The sequence below is a fragment of the Flavobacterium xizangense genome (assembly GCF_054075145.1).
The window spans coordinates 15316-39780 of record NZ_JBSIPG010000011.1; the positions used below are offsets into that span (position 1 = coordinate 15316).

Below are 24465 nucleotides of genomic sequence, written 5' to 3' on the forward strand. Positions count from 1 at the left end.
AACAATTATTTTGCAAAGTTCTGTAACTGAAAATCCCTTCATCTAGTACAGTAGATTAGCATTCATCAGGGGTAGAAGATATTGAATTCTGTTACTATTTTTTTTATGCCAGGGAAGAATAGTTAACAATTTAGGAAAAGATGACAACTTAGAATTTATTACCAATTCGCAACTTTACACTCAATATAAACACACTGCTAAATTCAAAAGCAGTTTTTAAATCTTAAGCTATGAATACTTTATTTTACACGAGAATTAAAAACATCAATTTATACCAATCCACAACTTTATTGTTGCTATTTATTTTTAACATGGCTGCAGCCCAGATCGATGTAAGGTCAGACAAGCCGACTGCTTTGCCAGTTTTGAATAATTCATCCATAAAAATTGATCCGGCAAAAGGCTATCTGGTTTCTGAAATAAAGGATAAGGTATATTATGTTACTGATGGGATTTACCAGATGATGTTTATTGTAACAAGTGACGGAGTAGTCGCGGTAGACGCTCCCCCATCATTTGGCAAACATATTCTTCATGCCATAAAAGAAGTTACGGATCAGCCTGTGAAGTATGTGATTTATTCACACAGCCACCCGGATCATATTGGATCGGCATCAGTATATCCTGCAAATGCTCAGTTTATTACCAGTATTAAATCAGCTGAGGAATTAAAAAAACACAATGAAGGCAAAAATTCACTTCCCTTTGGCGCATTTGTTGGAGGAAAACCTGTCCCAAAGCCAACCAAGACTTTTAATGACAGCTTTACACTAACAGCTGGAGGCCGAATAATTAAAATTCTTCATATCAACCAGACGGCCCACAGCGCCGATGATTTAATAATTTTTCTTCCTAAGGAAAAAATCGTAATGGCTGTAGATATTGTTTTTCCGGGATGGGTTCCTTTCGAACAGGTTGCTTACGCCCAAAGCATTGACGGTTATCTAGATCTTCATAAGTATCTGCTTGATCTTGATTTTGAGACCCTTGTCGCAGGACATTGGTCAAGACTAGGAACGAAAAAGGATGTAACCGATAATATGAATTACATCAATGATATCATTTCAGCTTTGCAGGAAGCTTTCACAAAAGTTGATTTTTCAGGTACCGTCTCTAAAGTGGATACTTCCAATATCAATTTAATGATGGAAACCTATTTTGATGCGGTAGCAAAATATGCTGCTGACAAGGGCGAATTAAAATGGAAAGACAAACTCTCGGGCTCCGATGTCTGGACTTACAGCCATGCAAGAAAACTGCTTTCCTTTGTCCGTGAATCCGGGATCTCCATGAATATGCCAAAATAAAATTTAAAAAAACAATATCATGTTAAAAGAAATTGTTCACATATTGAAAAATGACTGCCCTAACTGCTATAAAGGCAAAGTGTTTAAAGATAAAAGCTTTTATTTCAGTATTGGATTTCCTAAAATGTATGATCACTGCAGCAACTGCGGTTACACGTTCGAAAAAGAGCCAGGCTATTTTTTCGGGGCAATGTTTATAAATTACGGTCTGACAGTCGGTGAGTCTCTGATAACTTACGTCATCGCACATCAGTTTTTTAAAGAAACTTTTGATATAAGAATCCTTCCCATAATTGCTGCAGTGATAATACTTCTTTGTTTTCTAAACATCCGATTATCCAGGATGATTTGGATCTATATCTTCAAAGATTATTCTCTCTGATTTTTTATTTAAATGGAAGACCGGACGTTTCTGCCGGGAAAAAGCTTTTTGCTACCTCAACCATATCCAATGCCTCGCGGAGCAGTTTTATTTTCCCATTCTCAGCAACAAGGCGTCCCATATAAGTCTGATGATATGGAAGCCCTGTAGCCGCAGCAGTACAGTGGACATCATATTCTCCAAATGCCTGATCTGGTGTGTCGATATGTATTTGTACATTTTGAAATTCAAAACCCGGAAACATTTCAGGCAGATTTTTTAAAAAATTCAATAAGACATCTTTTCCATGCCATTGCCAATCCATACCTAAGCTGTTAAGGTAGGGAAGTTCAATAGTCGCGTCATCAGCAAATAACTCTATTGCGATTTCTGGATTATTAATGTTTTCCAAATAACTCAAAAGCAGTTCTCTGGCTGTTTTAACAGTGCTCATTATTTTATTATGATTTTAAAGTTAATACAGCAGTGTCATTATTGTCAATGCACTGCTGTGATGAAAAATTGTATTGTTTATTTTTTTGTCCAATGACCAAAAGCAGTATACGCGGCAGGAGTACGTTCAACTTTCATATCTTTCAATACCTGCTCAAATTCTAAAGCATATGGGCTCTTCATCTGTACATTCAGAAAATGATCCAGATTATCATTCCATGTTTCGTATACAAGAAATTCTTCCGGTTTCCCAAATTCCTGATGAAGAGTTGCTTCTACAAAATTTTTCTCATGACTTATTTTGTCAAAAAGCTTGGACAATACATTTTTAAATTTCTCCGCATTTTCAGGTGTTGTTTTGAATTTGACAGTCAGCACCATCTGATTTTTGAATTTATTCTTACTTGTATCTAATTGTTGGGCATGTACGCTGATTTGAAACAAAAACAGCATCGAGGCTGCTGCAAGAAGGTTTTTAAAACTGAAGTTGTTATTTGTTAAATTTCTCATTTTTTTCATTATTAATTAAAGTACAAAGCTATAACGCCGGTCTTTTATTCTACTTGATATAGAATAAGAAATTAATTGATATATCTCAAGTGCCGGAAAAATCAATTGGCTTTAAATTTTCAAGCATAGTAGGGACAAGCTCACTGACTGTAGGGTGGATATGCACAGCATCCCTCAAAACCGTATAAGGCTGTTTGCCATACATTAAATTTGTAATTCCATTAATGATTTCATCTCCGCCGACTCCTAAAATACACGCTCCTAAAAAAAGATTTGTTTTAGCATCAATTACTGCTTCCATAAAACCCAAAGTTTCTCCTTTCTCTTTTGCCCGACCAACCTTTGTCATAGGACGATACGCCACTAGTACATCATAACCTTTACTGATCGCTTCTTTCTTTGTCATGCCCACTCTGCCTAATGGAGGATCAATAAACAACCCATAAGTGGTAATCCTGTCGCTGATTTTTCGTTTCTTTTGATTCAGCAAATAGCTTTCCACAATTTGGAAATCATTATACGAAGTATGCGTAAAGGCTCCTTGCCCATTACAATCGCCCAATGCAAAAATGCCTTCCACATTTGTCTGGCAATAATCGTTGACTTTTATATAATTTTTTTTATCCACTTCTATAGTAGTATTCTCCAATTGCAAAGTATCGGTATTTGCAGAGCGGCCAATGGCCAGCAAAAGATGGGAACCATTTATTTCTTTACCATCTATCACTACAGAAATATCCCTTTCGCTGTTTTGCTTCACTTTTATATCCTGGGCATTGAAGACAAGATTTATACCGTCTGATTTCATTATTTCAGCAACTGTATCACTCACAGATTCATCTTCCCTGTTTATTAATTGTTTATTACGCTCTACAATAGTCACTTCACTGCCAAACCTTTTAAAGATCTGGCCAAATTCCAAACCAATATAACTCCCCCCTATGATAATCAAATGTTCAGGTATATCGGTAATTTCCATAATGTTTTCATTGGTATGGAAGGGAACCGCCTTATATTGTTCCGGCACTATCGCCCTTGCTCCTACATTTATAAATATATTTTTAGCAGTGAGAATTATATCCCCTGCTTGTATCTCATAATTACTTAAAAAATGAGCCTCACCTCTGTACAATGTAATTTTTTCATTATGGTTAATCGCTTTTTCAATACCCGCTCGTGATTCATGAACCAGCTTGTCTTTACGTTCCTTGATTTTTTTGAGATTGGCTTTAGTACCTTTCGGAATTTCAATACCTAACAAATCTCCGTGAAAAGCATCCCAGCTTCTTCGGGCGCTGGCTACATAAGCTTTGGTAGGAATACAGCCATTATTGACGCACGTTCCGCCTAAAAAACCCTTTTCGATAATGGCAACCGTTCCTTTTCTTGATAGGCTGAAGGCCAAAGGAACCCCCGCTTGTCCACTTCCTATAATTATGTAATCAAAATTTTCCATAGTAACAGCTATTTAAAAGATTAAATTGAATTCTAAAAATCGCTTTGCCTGTCATTATGCTAAACATTAAACAGATTGAAAGCGAAAAATTACAGTTCTTTACTGCGGACTTCTCTTTCTGGAATCAGTCCCTAAACCATAAAATGCCTGCATAAAAGCGTTAAGGCCTGATTGGTGTGACTTTTTCATTATTAAATATAAGAATTTTTAAGTTTGGAATAATTTTGTTCCTAGATGCTGCACATATCAAATTTGCGCCAATAACAATGGCCGATGTTAGACATGATTTCCAAAACTGTTAACCTTTTTTCCAAATTTTCTTCATTAAGCACAACCTTTATGATCATGCGTTTTTGAATTTTTAACGCGAATAAAAAAGTATTTCAGCGGTGATAAAATAATGTTGTGTTTAAAGTTCGGGGTTTTTACAGACAATTAAATTTATCGCCCATCCTGCTTTGTTTTCAATTAAAACACAATTATCTTTAACAGTAAATTCCAATTTGATTTTAAATTTAATCTGACACTTAAAGATTTTGATGAAAACTGCGTAGACTGGTTTTTATTAAAACAGAGCGTTGTTTTGAAAAGTTTTTGTTGTCATAAAACAACCTTATTGAAGTTTAATGACCGCCCTGAGAAGATTGTTTGAACAGTAGCATGTAAATCACCATTAAATGACAAAAGATTTAGAAAAAGAAAAGCAAATTGCTGCAAAAGAAGCTGTAAAGTTTATTACTGATAATCAAATTATCGGTTTAGGCACTGGGTCTACCGCTACCTATGCAATACTGGAAATTGGTAAACTGGTACATGATGGTTTGAAAATTAAAGCTGTGCCGACGTCTGCAAAAACAAGGAGTCTTGCAGCATCTTTAAATATTCCTATTACAGATATCAATTCAGTCAATTCAGTTGACATCACTATCGATGGTGCAGACGAATTCACCGAGGATTTGAATCTAATAAAAGGAGGCGGTGGAGCGTTATATCAGGAAAAAAATGTCGCTTCAATAACTAAGAATCTAATAATCATCGCTGATTCATCTAAAAAGGTAGATGTTCTTGGCAAGTTCAAACTCCCTGTTGAGGTCGCTCCCTTTGCATATGATTCGGTATTAAATCAAATCGAATCTATAAAAGGTTCTGGAAACATTAGGATGACTTTAGACAAACCTTTTATGACCGATCAGGGTAATTACATTATTGATGCTGATTTTGGCCTCATAAGCAATCCCGTTTTATTATCCAATACATTGGATGATTTTAAAGGAATTGTCGGTCATGGTTTATTTATTGGGCTTACACAAAGGGTCATAATGGGAAAAGGCGACGCCACTATAACGTATAAGATTAATAAAATATGACTTTAAAATAATATAACCTGACCCTGTCATTAATTTAGATCCTGCCGCCAAACTTTGTTCTGATACTGGTGTAGAACTTGATATTGTGTTTTACAGGATACTGCCTGTGATGCGGTATATTATTGACCAGATAAGCGGTAATAAAAAGAATAAGGGCTCCACTGAGAACCGGTGAAATTACATACCAATACCCAAGGGCTATAAGTTGAGGTGAACCTGTCACAGCAATTAGCGCAGTAGCACCTCCGGGAGGATGAAGTGTCTTACTCATCTGCATGACAATTATCGACAATGCTACTGCCACCGGCGCCGCAATCCAAAGATAGTCGGGAATTATTTTTTGAACCGTTACCCCGACGATTGCCGAGAGAACATGACCTCCTATAAGATTTCTCGGCTGAGCAAGAGGACTTTGGATAATACCAAAAATAAGTACGCTTGATGCCCCAAAAGATCCTATCATAAAAATATAATCTCCCTTTGGAAAAACTAAGTACTGCAGGTAAGAAATTAATCCCATTCCAACCAAAGCACCAACAAATGCCCAAAAATGCTCTTTATTGTCTATCAGGGTTTCTTTGTAAACGATATACCTTCCTTTACGGTAGCTTTTTTTTATTCTTTTAATTGGCATAATTTCAATATTTTACATTCCATTTAAGAAATAATACAAAATTATGATAGCTGTCGATACCTTGACATGGACGTAAAAGGAAAGTACATGGACGAAAATGCCTTTGACACTCAATATTTATTTGACGAATTTTTGCCAATATATTTTTTTAATTCTGATACTGTGGTTATTTGCAGTTCCTGTGCCTGCTTTTTGCGCATCATAAGCGCATAAGTATTGTTAAATCCAATGGGTTTGAGCCAAGTGATTCCATACTGTTTTTGAAATTCTGCCTGAACATAACGGTACGTTTCATTATTATCTTTCGATACCAATTCAACCACCTCTTTTGTAGGTTTTAACAATACAAGCAGACCGGTGCCGGTATACTCGGGATAAAAATCTATAGCATTGTTCATAAGGGCATCAAAACAAATCTTGGTTCCCCCAAGCCCCGTTTTTGTATCAACTTTATAATCGGTATTCCCCTGAATCAGCATCCGATAAATCTGGGCAAGTATGTATTGCTCGCCAAAAATCTTGGATCCGATACGCAGGATTCCCTTGGTGCCTTTTCTTGGCTGCTTATAAAGACCTTTTGACATTAAAAAATCTTTGGCTACTCTCTCTGGTGTTTGATGAAGTAATTCGGTTTTGTAATTCAGCTTGGTCATCACACTGTCATTAATTTTACCGGCAAGCAAATTCAACGTTTCTTCCAGTCCTGGAAATTCATACAGTGTCCTGCTCTTAATGATTGGAGCCGCATAATACGGCGGAAATATTCTTTTATCATCGTTGAGAACTACAAGATCAAATGCTTTGATTCTCCCATCAGTGGAATAACCGCTGATTATATCAAGCTTGCCTTTATACACAGCGTCATACATAATAGCATCGGAGACCACCAAAGGATTAAGTTCCAGTCCATATACAGACCGAAGGCCCAGATCGCCATCCTGACGCCCCATAAATTCAGGTGTGAATCCAGCGGTGAGTTTGCTTTCACTTTTTGAAGAAAATACAACGTAAAAGCCAAAACTGAACAGTATGCCTAAAAATAAAAACATCATCTTACGCAGTGATCCGAATCCTGACTTTTCAAAATAACCAATAGCCATGTCCAATACTATGGCCAGTAAAGCAGCTGGTAAAGCCCCGGCCAGAATCATATTACTATTATTAAGGGAAATTCCCCCGAATATAAATTCGCCAAGCCCTCCCGCAGCTACAAAAGAAGCAAGAGTTGCTACGCCGACATTAATAACGGCAGCGGTTCGGATGCCGGCAATGATTACCGGGGTGGCCAGCGGAAATTCTACTTTCAATAGAAGCTGTTGCCTGTTCATACCCAGCGCGGTAGCGGCCTCTATAACCATAGGACTTACTCCTGTTATCCCTGTATAGGTATTGCGTATAATAGGAAGAAGGGCGTAAATAAAAAGCGCTACAATTGCTGGGGTGGCACCAATACCGAAAACAGGAATCATGAATCCCAAAAGCGCTATACTGGGAACTGTCTGCAGTACACCTGCCGTACCTAATACTGGTTTGGCAAGCGAATTTCTTCTGGCAATCAAAATTCCAAGTGGAACACCAACAATAATCGCCAGCAGTAACGATATGAAAGTCAAACCCAGATGCTGGGCAATTTGTATAAGCAGCTTCTCGTGATGTGCCATTACAAACTGCCAAAGATTTTGTTGTTCACTCATAGTGTTTGTAATTTTCTATATTCGTTAAAAGCGTTTAAAAGAAGCTCGTAGTCCCCAGTATACTGATTCTCTGAACTCAAAATCTGCAATGCATTCCAAACATCAGACGCTGCGCCTAACTGCAATAAAGCCTTTAAAGACAGACGATGTTTCAAAAAAGGCTCAACTGATTTGACAGCAGCAATTTTATACTCCAGCATTAAGCGGTTGTGGGCAAAAAAATCTTTTACAAAATTATTTGCCGGATGGTAAAGTATCTCGCCCGGAGTACCTATCTGGATAATGTGGCCCTTATCCATCAGACAAATGCGAGCTCCAAGCTCAAAGGCTTCTACAATATCATGTGTTACTAAAATTATGGTTTTGTTTTTTAGTTCATCAAGATTCTTAAACTCATTATGTATTGCTGCTTTTGTTATACCGTCCAGTGCTCCAAAAGGCTCATCCATTAGAAGAACAGGCGTATTGGCAATAAGCGCCCTGGCAATCCCTACACGCTGTTGTTGACCTCCACTGAGCTCGTGGGGATAATGAGATAATAATGATTCGTCAAGATGAAGTTTTTGCAGAAGTTCATGCGTTCTGTCCAGAATTCTCTTTTTCTGCCATCCCAAAAGTTCCGGCACTACAGCTATATTTTGAGCAATCGTGTAATGGGGAAAAAGCCCTGCATGCTGCATTACAAAACCGATAGTTTTGCGGAGTGCCTCCGGCTTATTGTCCCTGATATTCCTGCCATCAATAAATATGCTGCCCATATCAGGTTCTACAAGCCTATTGATCATCTTTAGGGTTGTTGTTTTGCCACAGCCGCTAACACCAAGTAAAACAAGTATCTCTTTATCAAACGCTTCAATAGAAATCGTATCTACAGCTTTGACCGAATCAAAACTCTTAGAAACTCCCTGTAAACTTATCATAAATTTATTTTATAGATTGTGCCAGGCGTATGCCCATAAACTGCCATTTTTGATCGGGATGGAAAAAATTACGATACGTATTACGGCTATGACCTTCCGGTGTTGCAACAGAGGCTCCTCTTAAAACCGTTTGGTTAATCATGAATTTGCCATTGTACTCTCCGATTGCACCTTCGGCTTTTTGGAAGCCCGGATATGCAAGATAAGCGCTGTCAGTCCATTCCCAGCGTTCTCCCCATTGTATCTCAGAGGAAGCCACTTCCCATTCGGCCTCAGTAGGCAGACGCATGCCTTTCCACGCAGCAAATGCCGAGGCCTCATAAAAATTCACATGACAGACCGGTGCATCAGGGTCTATTGCAGATAATCCGCATAAAGTATAATACATCCATTTCCCGTCGATAAAATGCCAGTAAAGCGGCGCTTTAGCGCCATTTTGTTTTACCCATTCCCACCCTTCAGAATGCCAATACCTGAAATTTTCGTAGCCGCCATCCTGCATAAATTCTAAATACTCGTTGTTGGTTACCGTATTTTCTGCTATTTCAAAGGCATCAATATATACCTTATGCCTATTAAGTTCATTATCAAAACAAAAACCGCTGCCCTGATACCCAATTTCATAAATGCCAGCCTCCACTTTGACAAAATGATTGTTTTGCCTTTTGTGTTCTTTTAAAAAAACTTCCGACTTATAAATTGGAAAAAGTGGATTGTGGCCCAGTATGTATTTAATATCACACAAAAGCAGTTCCTGATGCTGCTGCTCGTGATTTAAACCAAGCTCCACTATAGACAAGACCTCCGGCGATAATGAATTGGTTTGAAGAAACAAATCCATATGATTGTCAACATATGCCCTGTATTTATAAATATCGGTAACAGAAGGCCTGCTTAGATTTCCACGGTCAGTACGCACCACACGCGCCCCAACACTCTCATAGTAGCTGTTAAAAACAAAATCATACTGAACATTAAATACAGTATAAGCTTTGAGATAGGGAACAAGGATAAAAGTTTCAAAAAACCATGTAGCATGGCCTAAATGCCATTTGGGAGGACTGATATCCACTATTGGCTGTACCACGTAATCTTCAATTTCTAACGGTTTGCATATATTTTCAGAATGCAGCCGTATTTTATGATATTTCTCTTTTAGTCCATCCGGACTCAATACTCCTTTCTGTTCTTGCATAAAAATATATTTAAAGATCAAACTGCCAGCCAGACCGCATCAGTGAACCATGATTTGGAATCCATAATATACTTTAAGGAGGCAAAACCCGAATCCTTGGCCATACATTCACATTCTGCGAGCGAATATTTTTGCGATAATTCCATAAAGACAGGCTCATCTTTTGTAAAATGAATCAACTCTTTACCAATGTTCACAGTCAAATTTTCAGAACAGATAAGATAACTCCTGCATGCTCCAATTATGGGGTCATACGTCTGATAATGCTCAAATTTATCCTTATCAAAATCTGCATCGAGTTCCCTATTGATCCGTGAAAGAAGATTAAGATTAAATGCCGCGGTAATCCCTGCTTTATCGTTATATGCATCCAATATAGTTTTGGGGTTCTTTTTAAGATCAAAGCCCATAATAACAATGTCACCAGGGGAAAGATGGTTTCTTAGGCTTCGGCAAAATGCAAACGCCTGCTCTTTCTCCATATTGCCAATATTGCTGCCTAAAAACAATACAATTTTTCTTCTGGCAGATGAAGCTACAGCTGTTGAAAGCATTTCCAAATACTCCCCTTCAAAACCAGTAATATTTAATTCAGGAAGATCCTTACTTAATTTATCATATAAAAATGAAAGGATGTTTGCCGATATATCAATTGGCATGTAAGTGAAATCGGTTTTTTGGGACAGCAGATATCTGAGTAGAAAAGATGATTTGGTTGCATCACCTGCACCAAGTTCTATAAGATCAAAAGGAGCTCCCTTTTCCGTTATGATTTCCGAGAGATCATAGGCTCTGTTTTTAAATATATCCATCTCACAGTCCGTCAGATAGTATTCCGGCATAACCATAATCTTCTGAAAAAGTGCATCTCCTGTTTTATCATAAAAATATTTGGAATCAAGCATTTTTGGTACAGCTTGCATCCCTGCCAAGACAGCTGTGCGGAACTGCTCCAAAGCAACATTTCGCATTGAATCATTTCCGTTTAAGGTTTTTAGAGATTGTAATACCATAATTGCAGATAGTTAATAATTAGGCTGAAATTTTACCTCAACAAAATGATTATTTTTATAAAACATTGTACATCAACCATTACATCAAGATTAAAGATACGTTTTATCAATGATTTTTGAGTTTTTTTTGAAGGAAATTTTACAGCCCCACAATCAAAAACTAAAAAAAAATGCTTTCTACATCTATTTTAAATGGATTGACTGTAAAGTATTCAGGTGAAGATTATTATAATCTCCATTTTTTTTCATAATTTCGGTATAATTAAAAAATCCCTACTCCTCTTATAAATCAGCTAATTAGCATTTTAACTACAGATTTATTTTTTTAAGTCCCTTAAAATAAATGCTGTAGAAGGGAGTTTTTTGTGTAAAAACTCTTGAAAAACTAAAATATTAACTGACAGTTCGAGCAATTGTCCTTAAATTTTTAAAGATGGAGAATTTAAAAAAAATTTCATTCCTGGAATTTCTGCCTGTAAGTTTTTTTGGCGGCGTTATGGGTTTATGTGGTCTCTGCTTTTCATGGAGATTAGCCTCAAAAATGTGGGATCTGCCTTCTTGGATCAGTGAAATTATAGGTGCTATGGCAGTTATGGCTTTTATTATCCTCACTATTTTATATCTTCTGAAATTAAACCGTTATCCAGACATTGTAAAACAGGAATTCTTTCATCCGGTATCAGTGAGCCTTTTTGGGACATTCATTATTTCATTATTACTCCTGCCTGGAATCATACTGCCTTATAATGTTCCAATTGCTGTTGCCCTATGGAGTATTGGGACTTTGCTTATGTTATATTTTTCTTTGATGGTACTTAGAAAATTAATCGATAATCAGCAGGATGCTGCTAACGGATTGCCGGTCTGGATAATACCTGTGGTAGGAACGCTCGACGTTCCGATAATAGGACTAAAATTACCTGTTGAAGCTTTTCATGAAGTATGTGGTTTCTTTTTCGGGGTTGGCATAATATTCAGCATTATACTGATCACCATTATTATTTCCAGACTAATCTTTCAGCCCCAGCTCTCCAAAGAAACACAACCTACCCTTTTAATTTTGGTAGGTCCGTTTGCTCTCGCATTTTCAGGCTATCTGGGACTTAATAATGTTTTGGATATTACGGCCAAAGTTTTTTTCTATTTTGATTTATTCATTTTCGCTTTACTTTTTAGTAAAATCCTCCTCTTGCCCAATTGTTGTCCTTTCAGAGTTTCCTGGTGGTCTGTTAGTTTTCCTTTAGTGGCCATAACAATTGCCTCTTTGAATTTCGCAAAAATTATTAACCAATCGGCTTTTGAGATCATCGCAGTCGCACTGTTAACTATCTCCTCTATAATAATATCATACTTATTTATACAAACCATGTCACGAATCATAAAAGGAGATTTCCTGCTACACAATGTCAGTGCAGAAAAAGCAACAAGTATATTACAGGGACGGGGATCACAAGACGCATTCCAGAATAAGAATTAGCCTGTATCTTATGCAAATGTTATTTTATACTGATAAAAGAGAAATAACAGATTCTAATTTAGATAATACTAAAAAATTAAATTAATGAATAGCCAACAGCAATAATAGTCTTTATAAAAAGGTGCCAAATCTCTCAAAGTGACAGGTGTATCCATTTGGATTTTTGATCAGGTAATCTTGATGATATTCTTCAGCTGGCCAAAATTTTGCAATTGGTTCAAGATTAGTGACAACAGGACCTGGCCACCTCCCTGAATCATCCACAATTTGAATCACTTCATCTGCAATCTGTTTTTCCTCTTTATCTTGTATAAATATAGCCGAGCGGTAACTTGAACCTCTGTCATTTCCCTGCCTGTCAACAGTCGTTGGATCATGTACCCTGAAAAAATAATCTAACAGCTCTCTATATGAAGTTTCGGTAGGGTCATATGTAATTTCTATGCCTTCGGCATGTCCGGGATGATTCTCGTAAGTTGGATTATTATTATTCCCTCCAATATATCCCACCTGTGTATCCTTCACACCGGGACGAACACGAAATAAATCTTCCATGCCCCAAAAACATCCCCCGGCTATATATGCTTTTTTTAAATTTTCCATTAGTATTCAATTTTTAAAATCATTTTTAAGAACCCAAAAACTCTACTTAAAGGGCTCTTAAAGCACAAATAACTAATTGATCCAATGCTGAACCTCTTTATTTTATCGTCATTTGAAGCTTAGTACCGCTATCAAATATAATAAATTAATACATAATTATTGACCCAATAAAGCAATGACAACCCTAACATAGAATATCTTAAAAGTAAACATCTATTTACAATTTATTTTCGAGGTAAATTATTCCTTTGTTAGGGAATAATTGATAACTATAAAGGAAAAGATGCCAACCTAAGATTTAGACCGATTACGCAATTTTACACTCATAATAATCAGACTTTAGAAAATTTGAAGAAATAAGTGCTTCCTTTTCAATACTTGCTTTTAATTAACCTGGCCCTTAGGGACAACTAGTTCGGACTTCTGAGTCAACTCATAAGAAAATATTGGCTATAATTTTGCAATGTTAAATTAAATAATATGAAAATAATAGATAAAATTTACGTGGACGGATCATTTATTGAACCTCACGGTACAGAAACTCTCCATCTTTACAATCCTGCAACTGGAGAAAAAATTGGACTTGTTCACTTAGGTGATCAGGATGATACGAATCGGGCAATCGAAGCTGCAAAACGAGCTTTTGTTACTTTTTCGAAATCTACTTTAGAGCAGCGTGGTGAAATCCTGCAGCGCCTTCATGATGCCATTCTTGCCAATGAAGAGGAACTCAATAAAGCCGCTGTGGAAGAATATGGGTCTCCAATCTCAGCCACCAAAGGAAGAACGCGATATGCCGCGCAGCTATTTCTCGACACCAAAGCCGCCATGGAAGAATTCGAATTTGAAAAACAGCTGGAATATGCAACTATTGTAAACGAGCCTTTGGGAATAATAGCGGCAATTACACCTTGGAATGCAGATTATACGCACATCTGTGGAAAACTTGCCCCGGCCATTGCAGCGGGATGTACCATTGTTATCAAGCCTAGTGAAATTAGCGCAATCCAGACCCAGATACTAACAGACTGTTTTCATCAGGCAGGTGTTCCTAACGGAGTAATTAATATTGTAAACGGAACCGGTCCTGTAGTTGGGGCTGCAATGACTGCACACCCGGATGTGGCTGTAGTAACCTTTACAGGATCTACTCAAATAGGAAGAGTCATTGCAAGCAAAGCCTCAGAAACAATGAAAAGGGTTACCCTTGAACTGGGAGGAAAATCACCCAACATTATATTGGAAGATGCCGATTTGCAGAAAGCTATTCCTTTGGCGCTGGCAATTGGTTTCAGTAACAGTGGCCAGGCCTGTCATGCAGGAACAAGAATTATAGTTCCGGAAAGCAAATTGGAAGAAATCAAAATGCTGATTACGGAAAATGTCAAAAATATCAAAATTGGTGATCTGTGGAATGCAGATTCTTACATTGGTCCGATGGTTAGTCAAAAACAGTACGATACTGTTCAACGCTACATACAATCAGGATGGGATCAGGGTGCTGAAATCCTTGTGGGAGGCTTGGGGCACCCAGAGGGACTTGGAGGATTCTACGCAAAGCCAACGGTTTTTGTAAATGTGAATCAGGATATGACCATTGCCAAAGAAGAAATATTTGGCCCTGTACTTTGTGTTATTACATATAAAACCGAAGAGCAAGCCATCGAAATAGCCAACAATACAATTTATGGGCTCTCAGCCTATATTAGCTCAACAGATGTAGAAAAAGCAAAAAAAATGGCCCGCCAAATTATCTCAGGAAGAGTGCTTATCAATACCGCTGTAAACAAAGAACCTAAATCTCCTTTTGGTGGATTTAAACAGTCTGGTATTGGCAGAACTTCGTGGGCATATGGTATTGAAGAATATGTAGAACCAAAAGTGATTGCATCATTATAGCTGATCATAAATAGTTTCTCAAATTATACATTTGCTTTAATAATAGATGAAGCAGAACTCAACAAGCAGAATTGGAACATTAAAAGTGTTTCAATTCAGCTTAAATTTGTATTACAAAATATATAACGTAAAATGATAAGTCCAAACATCCTGTATTCCTGCTATGTTACCCGAAATTTATCAAATGAGCAGTTTATACCAGAACATATCTTTCTTTATCAGTTTTCAGGATCTCTGACTATCAATGATGCCCAGAGAGAATATTCAGTACAGACAGGTGAATTCTGTCTGGCCAGAAGAAATTGTCTGGCTAAGTACATTAAAATTCCTCCACATAACGGAGAATATAAAACCATTTCAGTACGCCTTGACCAGACATTTTTAAAAGCTTTCAGTAAAGAGTTTGGATACACGGCTGATGTGCCGGCACCTAACGATGCGGTTATAAAAATTCCATCGCAGCCGCTTCTGCTAAACTATGTCCAATCACTCTCGCCCTACTTTGATCTGACTGATGGCAAAAATGAACATATGCTCCTTGTAAAAACAAAAGAAGCAGTTTTGCTGCTGCTTGAAACAAATCCAGAACTGAAAAATGTATTATTTGATTTCAGCGAACCCGGTAAAATAGATTTAGAAGCTTTTATGAACCGTAATTTTCAGTTTAATGTGTCAATGGAACGTTTTGCCTATATGAGTGGAAGAAGTTTAACGACTTTCAAACGGGATTTTAAGAAGTTATTTAAAACCTCCCCAGGGAGATGGCTTTTGCAAAAACGGCTGCAGCAAGCATACTATCTTATAACCAAAAAAGGCCAAAAGCCTTCCGAGGTCTACCTGGAGGTGGGCTTTGAAGACATCTCCCATTTTTCACGTTCCTTCAGCAAGGAATTTGGTTCTGCTCCTTCAAAAATTGCGGGAACAGCATAATGATTTTAAAAAGCCATTTAATGATGCTTATTTAATCGGCCTCAAGAAACTCTTATTTTTATACAGTATGCCAAACTTAAGCTTCAGATTTTTCTGAAGCTTTTTTATTTATCCTTATTAACAAGAAGAAGAAAAGAAAAAGGGCACGTACAAAAGTTTTGTTAAAGCGACAATAGTCCTATAAATGAAGTGTTCTATGCTATAAGTGCACTGCTGATTGTACCTTATTTTTGCAAAAAAAAGAACTACAAGTAAATAAGCGATTGGCTTTCTCTTAAACTCTTCCATTTCATAAAAAATAAAACATAACAAATTAAACAAGGACGGAAAGTAAATAATGCCAAAAATAAAAACACCTCTTTTCCCTCCTATAACCATATTTAGAAATTAGCAATACAGCACGATTTTCAATTTCTTTGGATGAACCATCACCCCGCGGTATTGGTGGATTGGGAATCACAATGGTGCACCGTTATATCTTGATGGTTTGTTAGCGTCTTATAGCGAAAAAATAGCAAGGACACATAAATAAACGTCAATTTACAACACTTATTCACTTATTTGCTCATTTATTACTTCTCGATAAATCCGATAACCAAATTGCAAAAGTTGTACTAAATGTTTCTGTAATTTATCTTTCGAAATATGACAACACCCATATCTGTATACAACTAACTATCAATATATTACTACCAGAGTTTCACAATTAAAATTTTAAATTGATAAATAAAAAAAACTATGCCCCCTATTGATGCCATAATAATATCTGAAGAACAAGAAACTTTTCAAATCCTAAAAAAATTTGAGGAAGAAAATGCTGCGATTATGGAGATAATTGGAAACGCTGATAGTATAAAAGACGGAATGACTTTAATAAAAGAAAAAAAACCAGACCTTATCCTCTTGGATATTCAACATAAAAACAATCTATTTTTTGAAATGCTCCAACAATTGGAATTTAGCATTCCAAAACTTGTATTTATATCAGCAAATAAGGATTATGCCGTTAATGCTTTTAAACAAGATGCGGTTGATTTTCTACTAAAACCAATTGATTTTAACTCCATAATAATGGCTATTTATAAAGTGATTAAAAGAAGGGAAATGGAGCGCTGCCATCAGCATAATAAAATTAAAAATATTAATATTCCAAACACATTTCATCAAAAAAACGACTATGTTGCCGTTGCATCTTTAGAAAAGATAGAAATTATACCAATGTCAGAAATTACTTTCTGCAAAGCCGATGGAAGATATACCGTTTTTATTCTATCCAATGGAACCAAGGTAATGTCAAGCAGAAACCTGGGTGAATACACCGATATTCTTGATCCCAACTATTTTTTTAGAATACACAATTCCTATATTATCAATCTTCGTCATATTGTTAAAATTTCAAAAAAAGATGGCTACTTCTGCGAACTTTCAAATGGATTAATTCTACCAGTTGCCAAAAGACGACAAGATGATTTTAATAAATTTATAAAACTTAAAGATTAAAAATTGATATAAGTCAATTTCAATAATCAGCAAAATGATTTCCCATAGTATTTCAGAAATTAAATTGGTAAAAAATGCAGTGTCTTTTATGTTTTATCAGGATACTGGTATTACAATAAATGATAACATTACTTTTAGAAACGAGACACACTTAACTATATTTGAAAAAAGTCCGCGCACAAAAACACGAAGATCATGTATTTGCAATGACGTCATGCGGATGATGTCAAAAAATCCTGCAATTGCATAAGTAAACATATTATTGGGAAAAATATATAGAAATAAAATAGATAATATCTGAAATGTTTTTTCGTATTACGGGCATAGCTCAGCTACTGGGTTATATATCGCAAAAGATGCCTTGGAAATATTGCAGCACTCCATCGAAGTACAGTCAGAAAAGGGGAACGGAACCAAGTTTAATATTACGCTAAAAAATTTAAAACCATGTTAAAAGAACCAAACCCAAAATTTGAAACAGTTATGATCATTGATGATAACCTGGTAGATTTATATATTACCTCGCGCATTATCACAAAGAATAATTTTGGAAAAAAAGTGCTGCATTATACCGAGGCACAGCAAGCCATGCAATATCTGCGGGAGAATCAGGATGATATTTCGAAATTACCTCAAATAATTTTTATAGACATCTACATGCCCTTTATGTCCGGATTTGAATTTCTGGAAGCGTACAATACATTATCAACTAATTTGAAAAATTATTGCAAAGCCTATATCGTATCCTCGACAATCGACAATGAAGATATCGCGCGGTCAAGCCATAATAAGAATGTGGTTTCGCTCCACATCAAACCGATTACCAAAGAATTTCTCGACCGAATTATTAAGCAAAAGCCACTATAAGTATTGATGCTGATAGTTAAATTAAATTAAACTAGGATTTTATACTTCACCGCCAATCTGGCAATATGGTAGTGATTCCAAGAATCACTTCAATTGCTGTTGCTCAACTATTATCATCTTCCCGTAAAGCCTTAGTCCACAACTTTCACAAACTTCATTGAGAAATTTGGCAGTATTTTAAAACTCCTGTTATTCTGGTTTGTCTTCCTGTATTGTCACTATATCCTAAAGAATCAGCTCTTTTAAGAATTCAATATAATTCATCTCAGTATTGGTTTGGCTCGGTTATTTTCCATCTTCATCGGTTTCTTGGAGCAGACGATTATACAATATAGCCGCCGGTTATTACTTCTCTCTTTTAATTAAAAATGCATTCCTTTTAATTTGCCCAAGCTGTTAAAAAACATTGCTTTGCAAAATCTGTTAAATCCATTTATGCATACTAAAAATGTTATCCCAATAATGAAAAAAGTAGCTTTCTGTTTAATTTTTCTTGTTCCAATAATAGCCGGATCAACAAATCTGCCTCCCCCCGGCTTAACCAATGAATCAGTTGGGGCTCCTGTTGACTAAATGCTTTTTTTTACTATTCACGGCAGCTGTCATTGGTGGCTATATCATTTCAAAAAGCAACAGACTTTAAATTTAAAATGCGCTATAAGATTATAATTAAACCAAAAGAAAATATGAAAAAATCTTTACTATTACTATCTATTTTGCTTTCTTTTTCAAGTTTTTCCCAAATACATCTTGATTCCAATACATCAGTCTATCATAGGAATCAGATACAATATGTAGGCCAGAATATAAATCTGGATTCGATCTCTAATCTTTATTTATACGACAATTTATCTCAATTCGAAAAACCAGCTGCCAAAACAAATTTAGATGGCAATGGTGACAATTATGATGGACCACCTCCACCGCCTCCCCTGATTCCTTATCTTAAACTCACTACCATAATGAACAATGAGTTTACAAGAGAGCTTAAACTAGTTTTTGCTTATGAAGCTACAGACGGCATTGATAGAGATTTTGATGTAAAAAACATGGATGGGGACTTTCCTCAGGACATTTCTTTCTGGATTGAAGGTGGCGATTACGTAATTCAGGGGCTTAATTTCAATTTATCCAAAAAAATTCCACTTTCGGCAAGAGCTGCTGTAACTACAAAATTCAAATTTTATATCTCTGAAAATGATGGTTTTGATGATGCACAGCCAATTTATATCTACGATGCACTTGATATGTCCTACCATAATATTAGAAACACCCCATATGAAGTTCTGGTTGCACCTGGAAAAAATACAGAACGATTTAAAATAAGTTTTACAAATAATGCAGTCAGAAGTATTTTTTTTATTAGTCAGGACAATAAAAACCAGGTTTTAAATTTTACAAATCCAAATAATGAAATTGTGAAATCATTTGCCCTTTATGATACTCTTGGGAGATCTGTTATTTCAAAAGACAATTTAGGAGCCGTGCAAAACTTTAGTTTTTCAACTTCTGCATTAAGTCCAGGGGTATACATAGCAATATTCTTAACGGTCGATGGTGCCAAAATCGCCCAGAAATTCATTATTTCTAATTCCGGTCAATAAAAATTCAATTACAAAAAATTAAGACGTTTTTATAAGATATTTTACAGGTTTGAGTTTTGTGGCACAGCAGCGCCTTGACCTTTTATGTGCCACAAAACGTTAAAGTGCTTTTTGGATATTTTACCATTCCGGGTTTTGTAAAATCCTGACAAAGGATGTTTTTTTTGAAAATTATAATCAAGTAAATTGAAGTGCTAAGTTTAGTGTCGAATCTATCGATGATCAAAAAACTCCATTCAACTTATATGCCTTTATGTTTTCATACTTTCAAAAAAATAAAAAAAAATCTATAGAACAGGTAAATACACCTACTTGAAAAACCAAATATTTGTAATATTTTTATTGTAAATTTTATTCCACATTCAATTCTTTCAAACCAATATTGTTACTTTTTATTTAAAAGAAATTATAATTAAAACTTAAAATTATGGAAATTGGAATCATAGGAGTCAGTTCACTTACTCTAGCATTGGCAGCCAGATCAGCGGAGGCAGGCTATAAAGTTAAAATATACAATCCAAGGGGAAACTACCTAATTAGAGATGTGACACAAAAAATGGGACCTAATGTGCAGCTCAGCGCACTGGAGGAATCCGCCGATACCGGGCTCGTGCTGTTATTTATTCCTAAAGATGATTTAGAGAGAATTCTTCAAACCCTACCTGATATGTCTGGAAAAATAATCATACACACCAGCTCTCTGATATTTGACCCTCGCAAGCTATTATCAAGCATTACTAATGCCCTGACCTATCAAATTACTGCTGCTCTGGTGCCCGAAGCCCATGTTGTAAAGTTATTCAATCCTGTTAATCTAAAAACAAAAAACAGCTACATTGATTGCAGCCATAAGGATGAAATATTTTTCATGGCAGATCATCGTGGTTCGAGAAACCATGTAAGGGATTTTTTAAAGAAAATCAATTTTTCACCAATTGATCTCTCCAGCAACCTTCGTCTTAGAAATGCAGCTTTTAACTTAAAATCAATTATGAATCCAATCAAAAGCAATAGGAACAACTCAATACTATAGCTTTATAAGTTGTTTTCTTTTGGAATCAATATAGGATTTATTACTTTAAGCTTTCATAAACTAGGCATTAACTCTCATGCAAAACCTTATAAGATTACTTAACTTAAAAAAACATTTACCCCCTACGATACATACAAACCGGTTCTGAGCTAAAAACAAGAATAAATATCTTATAAATAGGTTAAAAATAAACCAATTAATTGTGTCGTAGAGATCCCTTAAGAGACACAAAAACAGTAAATACTGACAAGATTAAGAAGTATTAAATAGCGTATAAAAAAAACATTTTTTAAAGGGCTAAAAGTTCAAAAAAGTCAACAATGCTAATTTCGCTTCTATAAATTGATTTTGTATCATTAAATAAAACGGAATATATTTGAGTTACATTATACAGTTCCAAATTCATATATAATCATTAAAGCCAACAATACAGTTCCAATTTCTTCAAAAAAGGCCAAAACCAATTTTATCGATGTTCATTAGTATCAGTCTTTAGTTATTACTGATTGCTTTAATAAAAATGACTACTCGCTGACTCTCTTCCTCTTTCTGTTCAAAAGAAAGTCTACCGTGCCTAATTTATTAGTTGCTCGATTTAAAATTCTAAAGATGGAAGTTATTCCCAGATACGACAGAACCAATTTGCATCTTAAACTTATAGTCAAATACTATTTATTTCTGTATTGCTCCTCCCACAAACGTATAGTACTAATGCGTTCTAGCGAAGCAGTAATTAAAGTCCTGTACTGATAAGGTTCCTGCACCTCTTTTACGCTCACTTCACCACTTAACAGCATTGGAATATAAACTCTTGCCTCTGACCATAAGAAATTTTCTTTCATTGCAATGGACTGCAGAATTACCATCTTATCTTTGAGAAGCTGTAATTCTTTGGAGAGATTTTCTTTTCCATATGTGGAATCGAACTTAACAATAAGCGCATTCATATAAGTCTCAGCCGCTTGAACAGCTTCAAAATTTTTATTAAGATAGCTATTGATTTGGCTTAGTTTAGGATAATCCTTTTCAATACTATTGTTTATTGAAATTGCAATGAATTCATTTCTTCTCTGAGCTGCGGTAAATACAGAATCAAGTTCGCTGTTCCAGGAGCGTATCTCATTATGCCCTACTTTCCTGTCATAAAGAATTGTTCTGTCGGTACGTTCTTTAAGGTAATCACCTGGCTTCATGTAAAGCTCACGGGTAATCCAGTTATTAAACTTATCGTAAGTATACTTTATAGTATATTGACTTGGCGTTTGATTTTTAAAAAATATACCCACTACATCTCCTTGGCGATTTCTGACTAGTTTCTGGGCGTTATGGAATCCATGTAGTGGCAGACGCATTGCAAAATTGGTACTGAATATCTCTGGGCTTACTACTGATGATTTACTATGTATCTGCAAGACTTTCCCCTTCATATATTCAAGGCGATATTGCATATCATAAGCTCCTCCTAGGAAATAAGAGTTTGCAAGTACTAGTTTGTTGTCCTCAAACTCAAAGTCCCAGGTATGATCCCCAGTTTTTTCAGTAATATGCTTAATATTCCCTTTCAAATTCATGGTTTGTGTGTCAAACCTATATTCCTTTTCCTGTTGAGAATTGCAAGACATACAAAGCGTCAATAAGACAAATAAAAATATTTTTTTTACAATAAGTGTATCAAAACTCATAAATGTAGTTATTGAAAGTTGCTAAATTATTGGATAGTTATTTGACTAAAATAATGTTTTTTAATAAATAGCTGTTTTTTTATCTTAAAAATTTTGCTTTAATAAATAAAAGTAGTTCCACTTATAAGAGATCATAGTTTGCTTTAATTCACTGACAAACAATAGTTCACTAATCGTTTCTTAACCAGAACTACATACTAACTTGGGCATTGATAGTTTTCCTAATGCTACCGTTGACAAAAACAATAAATTTACAAATCATTTTGAGACATTAGACGATGCTAAAAAATTTGTTAAAGCAATGAATGATTTCTATGCAGAAATTAATTTTGATTCATTTTTTGAAAAGTATAGTCAGTACTACAAGAGAATGACTCTAGAGGTTGCAGAAAATCTTCCTAAAGAGAATTTCATTACGGAAATGGAACATTTTTATGGAAAACGAATAGGAAGCTATAATTTGTATCCCAGTCTTACAATGCCATTCAGCCAGGGTTTTGCGGTGGGCAGTGATGACATGGTGGGCAATGTTTTTGGCAGTTTTAATATGCCTAAGGAAATTGGCAAAGACTCTAAGCTTGATCTGGGCTTTAACAACACTATCGCCCTAAGGACATCGTGCGTGCACGAGTTCGGGCATTCTTTTATAAATCCCACAATTGACGCAATTGATGAAAAATACCTTGAGGCTACAGAAAAACTTTTTGAACCTATTGGCAACAAGATGACTGCCCAGGGCTATAACCAATGGAAAATATGTCTTTACGAACACTTTGCAAGAGCCGGTGAAATTGTTATTGCAAAACTAGTAGGTGATTCTAATAAAGCCCAAGAAATTATGAATGATAACGTTACGAACAGATCATTTATATATTTACCCCAAATTGTTGAAAAATTAGAGTATTGGTATTATCACGAATTTTTCACAAAGACATATCAGCAAAAAGTCGAGGAAATTATATCGCAATTAAATTAAACCTTACATGTTGGGGCAACCTCTATTTTTACAGTACAAACTTATGGCATTTTTAAAGCTATTCCAACAGCTGAGTTTTGTGGCGGAATCGTGGCGCATGGTTTTTATGAAAAAAGTAATTCAATAAAAACCAAATGTTTAGAAAATTGTTTTTGAATATATTGGCAACCAAAAGTCTCTCACGGCTTAAATGTATATGATATTCTTAAATGTTTGCAAAAATTAAAACAATATAAATAGAACAGGTAAATACACCTACTTTAAATTAATTGCTTTTTAAAAATTTGTATTGACTTAAAATTGGGTGGTGTTTTGATTATAATCCAATAACTAAATTTTCCTGATTCGCTTCAATCGTCCCTTACATCGCAATAAAATACAAGATATAATTTTATTTTCTAAAATTATATTCAGAGGTCTAAAATGACTTGTAATTCTAATCATAAACCGTCAACAAAAATAAAAAATGATTAATTTTGTTTAACTTTATTTTAAAAAAATTAAACAAAATATCTTATGACATCAATACTTACAAAAATAGATAGTGTATTTAATGAAATTCGGATCGACAGAATTATAGAAATGGCATGGTAAGACCGAACACCTTTTGATGCTATAAAATTTCAATTTAATTTATCTGAAGCCGACGTGAAAAGCTTTGATGAAGAAAGAATTAAAGTTCAGCAGATACAATTGATTCATGAGCCATGGAAATTAAATCGTATTGAGCAGCAATTTTACAAATGCGAAATAGGTAAGAATTATCCAGAGCCTATAGTTGACATAGAAGAAACTCGAAAATACGCGAGTGATAGTGTTTGGGGTTTTAGAAATAATCAAAAAAAATGCGAGGAGTTAAAAAGCAAAACCTGCCCAGTAAAACCTGCGTCGTCTGCCAAAGACCATTTGCATGGAGAAAAAAATGGAAAAAGGTATGGGACGAAGTGAAATATTGCAGTAACAAATGCAGAAGCAGTAAATAAT

The 24465-nt window shown here is 35.5% G+C and carries 22 protein-coding genes and 1 pseudogene; 13 read left to right on the forward strand and 10 right to left on the reverse strand.

Annotation, left to right across the window (positions count from 1 at the left end; translation table 11 throughout):
• The first annotated feature begins 230 nt into the window (after positions 1–230).
• Together ACWA1B_RS18765 and ACWA1B_RS18770 are read left to right on the forward strand one after the other, a co-directional pair.
• Complete coding sequence (locus tag ACWA1B_RS18765) at positions 231–1307, forward strand: MBL fold metallo-hydrolase (protein WP_456909568.1); 1077 nt, start codon at positions 231–233, stop codon at positions 1305–1307.
• A gap of 124 nt (positions 1308–1431) precedes the next feature.
• Positions 1432–1689, forward strand: coding sequence for a DUF983 domain-containing protein (locus ACWA1B_RS18770; RefSeq protein ID WP_456909761.1), 258 nt, complete (start codon positions 1432–1434; stop codon positions 1687–1689).
• Between the two features lie 4 nt (positions 1690–1693).
• On the opposite strand, the gene ACWA1B_RS18775 is transcribed toward ACWA1B_RS18770, so the two are convergent.
• The 3 genes from ACWA1B_RS18775 to ACWA1B_RS18785 form a co-directional block, all read right to left on the reverse strand.
• A complete protein-coding gene (locus ACWA1B_RS18775; RefSeq protein ID WP_456909570.1) occupies positions 1694–2122 on the reverse strand; it encodes a nuclear transport factor 2 family protein in 429 nt (142 codons plus the stop codon).
• A gap of 77 nt (positions 2123–2199) precedes the next feature.
• Entirely contained in the window at positions 2200–2631 is a 432-nt protein-coding gene (locus ACWA1B_RS18780) for a putative quinol monooxygenase (protein WP_456909572.1), read from the reverse strand.
• A gap of 85 nt (positions 2632–2716) precedes the next feature.
• The gene (locus ACWA1B_RS18785) at positions 2717–4087 is read right to left on the reverse strand and encodes a mercuric reductase (protein WP_456909574.1); all 1371 of its coding nucleotides are present in this window, start codon (positions 4085–4087) and stop codon (positions 2717–2719) included.
• A gap of 677 nt (positions 4088–4764) precedes the next feature.
• Between ACWA1B_RS18785 and rpiA the strand changes: the two genes are divergently transcribed.
• Positions 4765–5454, forward strand: a complete 690-nt coding sequence (gene rpiA, locus ACWA1B_RS18790) for a ribose-5-phosphate isomerase RpiA (RefSeq protein WP_456909576.1) — start codon at positions 4765–4767, stop codon at positions 5452–5454.
• A gap of 34 nt (positions 5455–5488) precedes the next feature.
• On the opposite strand, the gene ACWA1B_RS18795 is transcribed toward rpiA, so the two are convergent.
• The 5 genes from ACWA1B_RS18795 to ACWA1B_RS18815 all read right to left on the reverse strand — a co-directional run bounded on the left by ACWA1B_RS18795 (position 5489) and on the right by ACWA1B_RS18815 (position 10910).
• Entirely contained in the window at positions 5489–6088 is a 600-nt protein-coding gene (locus ACWA1B_RS18795; RefSeq protein WP_456909578.1) for an HPP family protein, read from the reverse strand.
• A gap of 110 nt (positions 6089–6198) precedes the next feature.
• Positions 6199–7782 (reverse strand): ABC transporter permease/substrate-binding protein, encoded by a 1584-nt coding sequence (locus ACWA1B_RS18800; RefSeq protein WP_456909580.1) that lies wholly within the window; start codon positions 7780–7782, stop codon positions 6199–6201.
• A complete protein-coding gene (locus ACWA1B_RS18805) occupies positions 7779–8702 on the reverse strand; it encodes an ABC transporter ATP-binding protein (protein WP_456909582.1) in 924 nt (307 codons plus the stop codon). Before ACWA1B_RS18805 ends, ACWA1B_RS18800 begins: the two co-directional genes overlap by 4 nt.
• Positions 8703–8706: 4 nt before the next feature.
• On the reverse strand, positions 8707–9897 hold the full coding sequence (gene egtB, locus ACWA1B_RS18810) for an ergothioneine biosynthesis protein EgtB (protein WP_456909584.1): 1191 nt from the start codon (positions 9895–9897) through the stop codon (positions 8707–8709).
• Positions 9898–9914: 17 nt separating this feature from the next.
• Positions 9915–10910, reverse strand: coding sequence for an L-histidine N(alpha)-methyltransferase (locus ACWA1B_RS18815; protein ID WP_456909586.1), 996 nt, complete (start codon positions 10908–10910; stop codon positions 9915–9917).
• A gap of 433 nt (positions 10911–11343) precedes the next feature.
• Between ACWA1B_RS18815 and ACWA1B_RS18820 the strand changes: the two genes are divergently transcribed.
• A complete protein-coding gene (locus tag ACWA1B_RS18820; RefSeq protein ID WP_456909587.1) occupies positions 11344–12387 on the forward strand; it encodes an SLAC1 anion channel family protein in 1044 nt (347 codons plus the stop codon).
• Positions 12388–12498: 111 nt separating this feature from the next.
• Here the strand turns inward: ACWA1B_RS18820 and msrA are convergent, their stop codons facing one another.
• Positions 12499–12990 carry a peptide-methionine (S)-S-oxide reductase MsrA gene (gene msrA, locus ACWA1B_RS18825; protein ID WP_456909589.1) on the reverse strand — a complete coding sequence of 164 codons (492 nt, stop codon included), beginning with the start codon at positions 12988–12990 and terminating at the stop codon, positions 12499–12501.
• A gap of 504 nt (positions 12991–13494) precedes the next feature.
• Between msrA and ACWA1B_RS18830 the strand changes: the two genes are divergently transcribed.
• From ACWA1B_RS18830 to ACWA1B_RS18855, 6 genes are all read left to right on the forward strand, one after another.
• Entirely contained in the window at positions 13495–14889 is a 1395-nt protein-coding gene (locus ACWA1B_RS18830; RefSeq protein WP_456909591.1) for an aldehyde dehydrogenase family protein, read from the forward strand.
• A gap of 132 nt (positions 14890–15021) precedes the next feature.
• Complete coding sequence (locus ACWA1B_RS18835) at positions 15022–15819, forward strand: helix-turn-helix domain-containing protein (protein ID WP_456909593.1); 798 nt, start codon at positions 15022–15024, stop codon at positions 15817–15819.
• Positions 15820–16557: 738 nt separating this feature from the next.
• Entirely contained in the window at positions 16558–17319 is a 762-nt protein-coding gene (locus ACWA1B_RS18840) for a LytR/AlgR family response regulator transcription factor (protein ID WP_456909595.1), read from the forward strand.
• Between the two features lie 447 nt (positions 17320–17766).
• On the forward strand, positions 17767–18186 hold the full coding sequence (locus tag ACWA1B_RS18845) for a response regulator (protein ID WP_456909597.1): 420 nt from the start codon (positions 17767–17769) through the stop codon (positions 18184–18186).
• Between the two features lie 686 nt (positions 18187–18872).
• Positions 18873–19790 (forward strand): T9SS type A sorting domain-containing protein, encoded by a 918-nt coding sequence (locus tag ACWA1B_RS18850; RefSeq protein WP_456909599.1) that lies wholly within the window; start codon positions 18873–18875, stop codon positions 19788–19790.
• A 427-nt stretch (positions 19791–20217) separates the two neighbouring features.
• Positions 20218–20823 carry an NAD(P)-binding domain-containing protein gene (locus tag ACWA1B_RS18855; RefSeq protein WP_456909601.1) on the forward strand — a complete coding sequence of 202 codons (606 nt, stop codon included), beginning with the start codon at positions 20218–20220 and terminating at the stop codon, positions 20821–20823.
• Positions 20824–21491: 668 nt separating this feature from the next.
• Here the strand turns inward: ACWA1B_RS18855 and ACWA1B_RS18860 are convergent.
• Positions 21492–22505 carry a hypothetical protein gene (locus tag ACWA1B_RS18860; RefSeq protein WP_456909603.1) on the reverse strand — a complete coding sequence of 338 codons (1014 nt, stop codon included), beginning with the start codon at positions 22503–22505 and terminating at the stop codon, positions 21492–21494.
• 202 nt (positions 22506–22707) lie between these two features.
• Here ACWA1B_RS18860 and ACWA1B_RS18865 point away from each other — a divergent pair, with 202 nt between their 5' ends.
• The 3 genes and pseudogenes from ACWA1B_RS18865 (at position 22708) to ACWA1B_RS18875 (ending at position 24464) form a co-directional block, all read left to right on the forward strand.
• Entirely contained in the window at positions 22708–23481 is a 774-nt protein-coding gene (locus tag ACWA1B_RS18865; protein WP_456909605.1) for a DUF4932 domain-containing protein, read from the forward strand.
• Positions 23482–24096: 615 nt separating this feature from the next.
• Positions 24097–24240 (forward strand): annotated as a pseudogene (locus ACWA1B_RS18870) (hypothetical protein); the annotation flags it as partial.
• Positions 24241–24326: 86 nt separating this feature from the next.
• On the forward strand, positions 24327–24464 hold the full coding sequence (locus ACWA1B_RS18875; RefSeq protein WP_456909607.1) for a DUF2256 domain-containing protein: 138 nt from the start codon (positions 24327–24329) through the stop codon (positions 24462–24464).
• Position 24465 lies beyond the last annotated feature (1 nt).

Coding starts and splice junctions, on each gene's coding strand:
- ACWA1B_RS18780 (WP_456909572.1), bottom strand. CDS start 2,631: ATGAGAAATTTAACAAATAACAACTTCAGTTTTAAAAACCTTCTTGCA.
- ACWA1B_RS18860 (WP_456909603.1), bottom strand. CDS start 22,505: ATGAGTTTTGATACACTTATTGTAAAAAAAATATTTTTATTTGTCTTA.
- ACWA1B_RS18850 (WP_456909599.1), top strand. CDS start 18,873: ATGAAAAAATCTTTACTATTACTATCTATTTTGCTTTCTTTTTCAAGT.
- ACWA1B_RS18835 (WP_456909593.1), top strand. CDS start 15,022: ATGATAAGTCCAAACATCCTGTATTCCTGCTATGTTACCCGAAATTTA.
- ACWA1B_RS18785 (WP_456909574.1), bottom strand. CDS start 4,087: ATGGAAAATTTTGATTACATAATTATAGGAAGTGGACAAGCGGGGGTT.
- ACWA1B_RS18775 (WP_456909570.1), bottom strand. CDS start 2,122: ATGAGCACTGTTAAAACAGCCAGAGAACTGCTTTTGAGTTATTTGGAA.
- ACWA1B_RS18875 (WP_456909607.1), top strand. CDS start 24,327: ATGCGAGGAGTTAAAAAGCAAAACCTGCCCAGTAAAACCTGCGTCGTC.
- ACWA1B_RS18770 (WP_456909761.1), top strand. CDS start 1,432: ATGTATGATCACTGCAGCAACTGCGGTTACACGTTCGAAAAAGAGCCA.
- ACWA1B_RS18815 (WP_456909586.1), bottom strand. CDS start 10,910: ATGGTATTACAATCTCTAAAAACCTTAAACGGAAATGATTCAATGCGA.
- ACWA1B_RS18795 (WP_456909578.1), bottom strand. CDS start 6,088: ATGCCAATTAAAAGAATAAAAAAAAGCTACCGTAAAGGAAGGTATATC.
- rpiA (WP_456909576.1), top strand. CDS start 4,765: ATGACAAAAGATTTAGAAAAAGAAAAGCAAATTGCTGCAAAAGAAGCT.
- ACWA1B_RS18800 (WP_456909580.1), bottom strand. CDS start 7,782: ATGAGTGAACAACAAAATCTTTGGCAGTTTGTAATGGCACATCACGAG.
- ACWA1B_RS18845 (WP_456909597.1), top strand. CDS start 17,767: ATGTTAAAAGAACCAAACCCAAAATTTGAAACAGTTATGATCATTGAT.
- msrA (WP_456909589.1), bottom strand. CDS start 12,990: ATGGAAAATTTAAAAAAAGCATATATAGCCGGGGGATGTTTTTGGGGC.
- egtB (WP_456909584.1), bottom strand. CDS start 9,897: ATGCAAGAACAGAAAGGAGTATTGAGTCCGGATGGACTAAAAGAGAAA.
- ACWA1B_RS18820 (WP_456909587.1), top strand. CDS start 11,344: ATGGAGAATTTAAAAAAAATTTCATTCCTGGAATTTCTGCCTGTAAGT.
- ACWA1B_RS18765 (WP_456909568.1), top strand. CDS start 231: ATGAATACTTTATTTTACACGAGAATTAAAAACATCAATTTATACCAA.
- ACWA1B_RS18805 (WP_456909582.1), bottom strand. CDS start 8,702: ATGATAAGTTTACAGGGAGTTTCTAAGAGTTTTGATTCGGTCAAAGCT.
- ACWA1B_RS18840 (WP_456909595.1), top strand. CDS start 16,558: ATGCCCCCTATTGATGCCATAATAATATCTGAAGAACAAGAAACTTTT.
- ACWA1B_RS18855 (WP_456909601.1), top strand. CDS start 20,218: ATGGAAATTGGAATCATAGGAGTCAGTTCACTTACTCTAGCATTGGCA.